Raw genomic sequence first — 402 nt, 5'->3', positions numbered from 1 at the left:
CCGCCGATCGTCGGCAGCGTCAGATGTGGAGAAGAGACAGGCCTGCTTCAGTTGACGGGTCTGCTCCTCGAGCGACGCGGCGGCTGCCGCGGCCTGCTCGACGAGCGCGGCGTTCTGCTGAGTGACGGCGTCCATCTGGCCGACCGCGCGGTTGACCTGCTCGATGCCGGTCGACTGTTCCTCGGACGCCGCGCTGATCTCGCCCATGATGTCGGTCACGCGCCGCACCGCCTGGACGATTTCGCCCATCGTCGCGCCCGCGCGCTCGACCAGCGCGGAGCCGCTTTGCACCTTGTCGGCCGAATCGCCGATCAGCTGCTTGATTTCCTTGGCCGCCGTCGCGCTGCGCTGCGCGAGCGAGCGCACCTCGCCCGCCACCACCGCGAAGCCGCGACCCTGCTC

Annotated in this window: 1 protein-coding gene; it reads right to left on the bottom strand. The window is 70.1% G+C overall.

Going from position 1 to position 402, the window contains the following annotated elements; genetic code table 11:
* Positions 1–402, bottom strand: a 402-nt coding sequence (locus AC1RQF_RS33540) for a methyl-accepting chemotaxis protein (protein WP_492874449.1), incomplete at both ends; no start/stop codon positions are given.

The sequence above is a fragment of the Burkholderia sp. GW821-FHT14F03 genome, from assembly GCF_058803765.1.
Note: the sequence above shows the minus strand (reverse complement) of the source record. Positions and strands in the feature narration are given on the sequence as shown.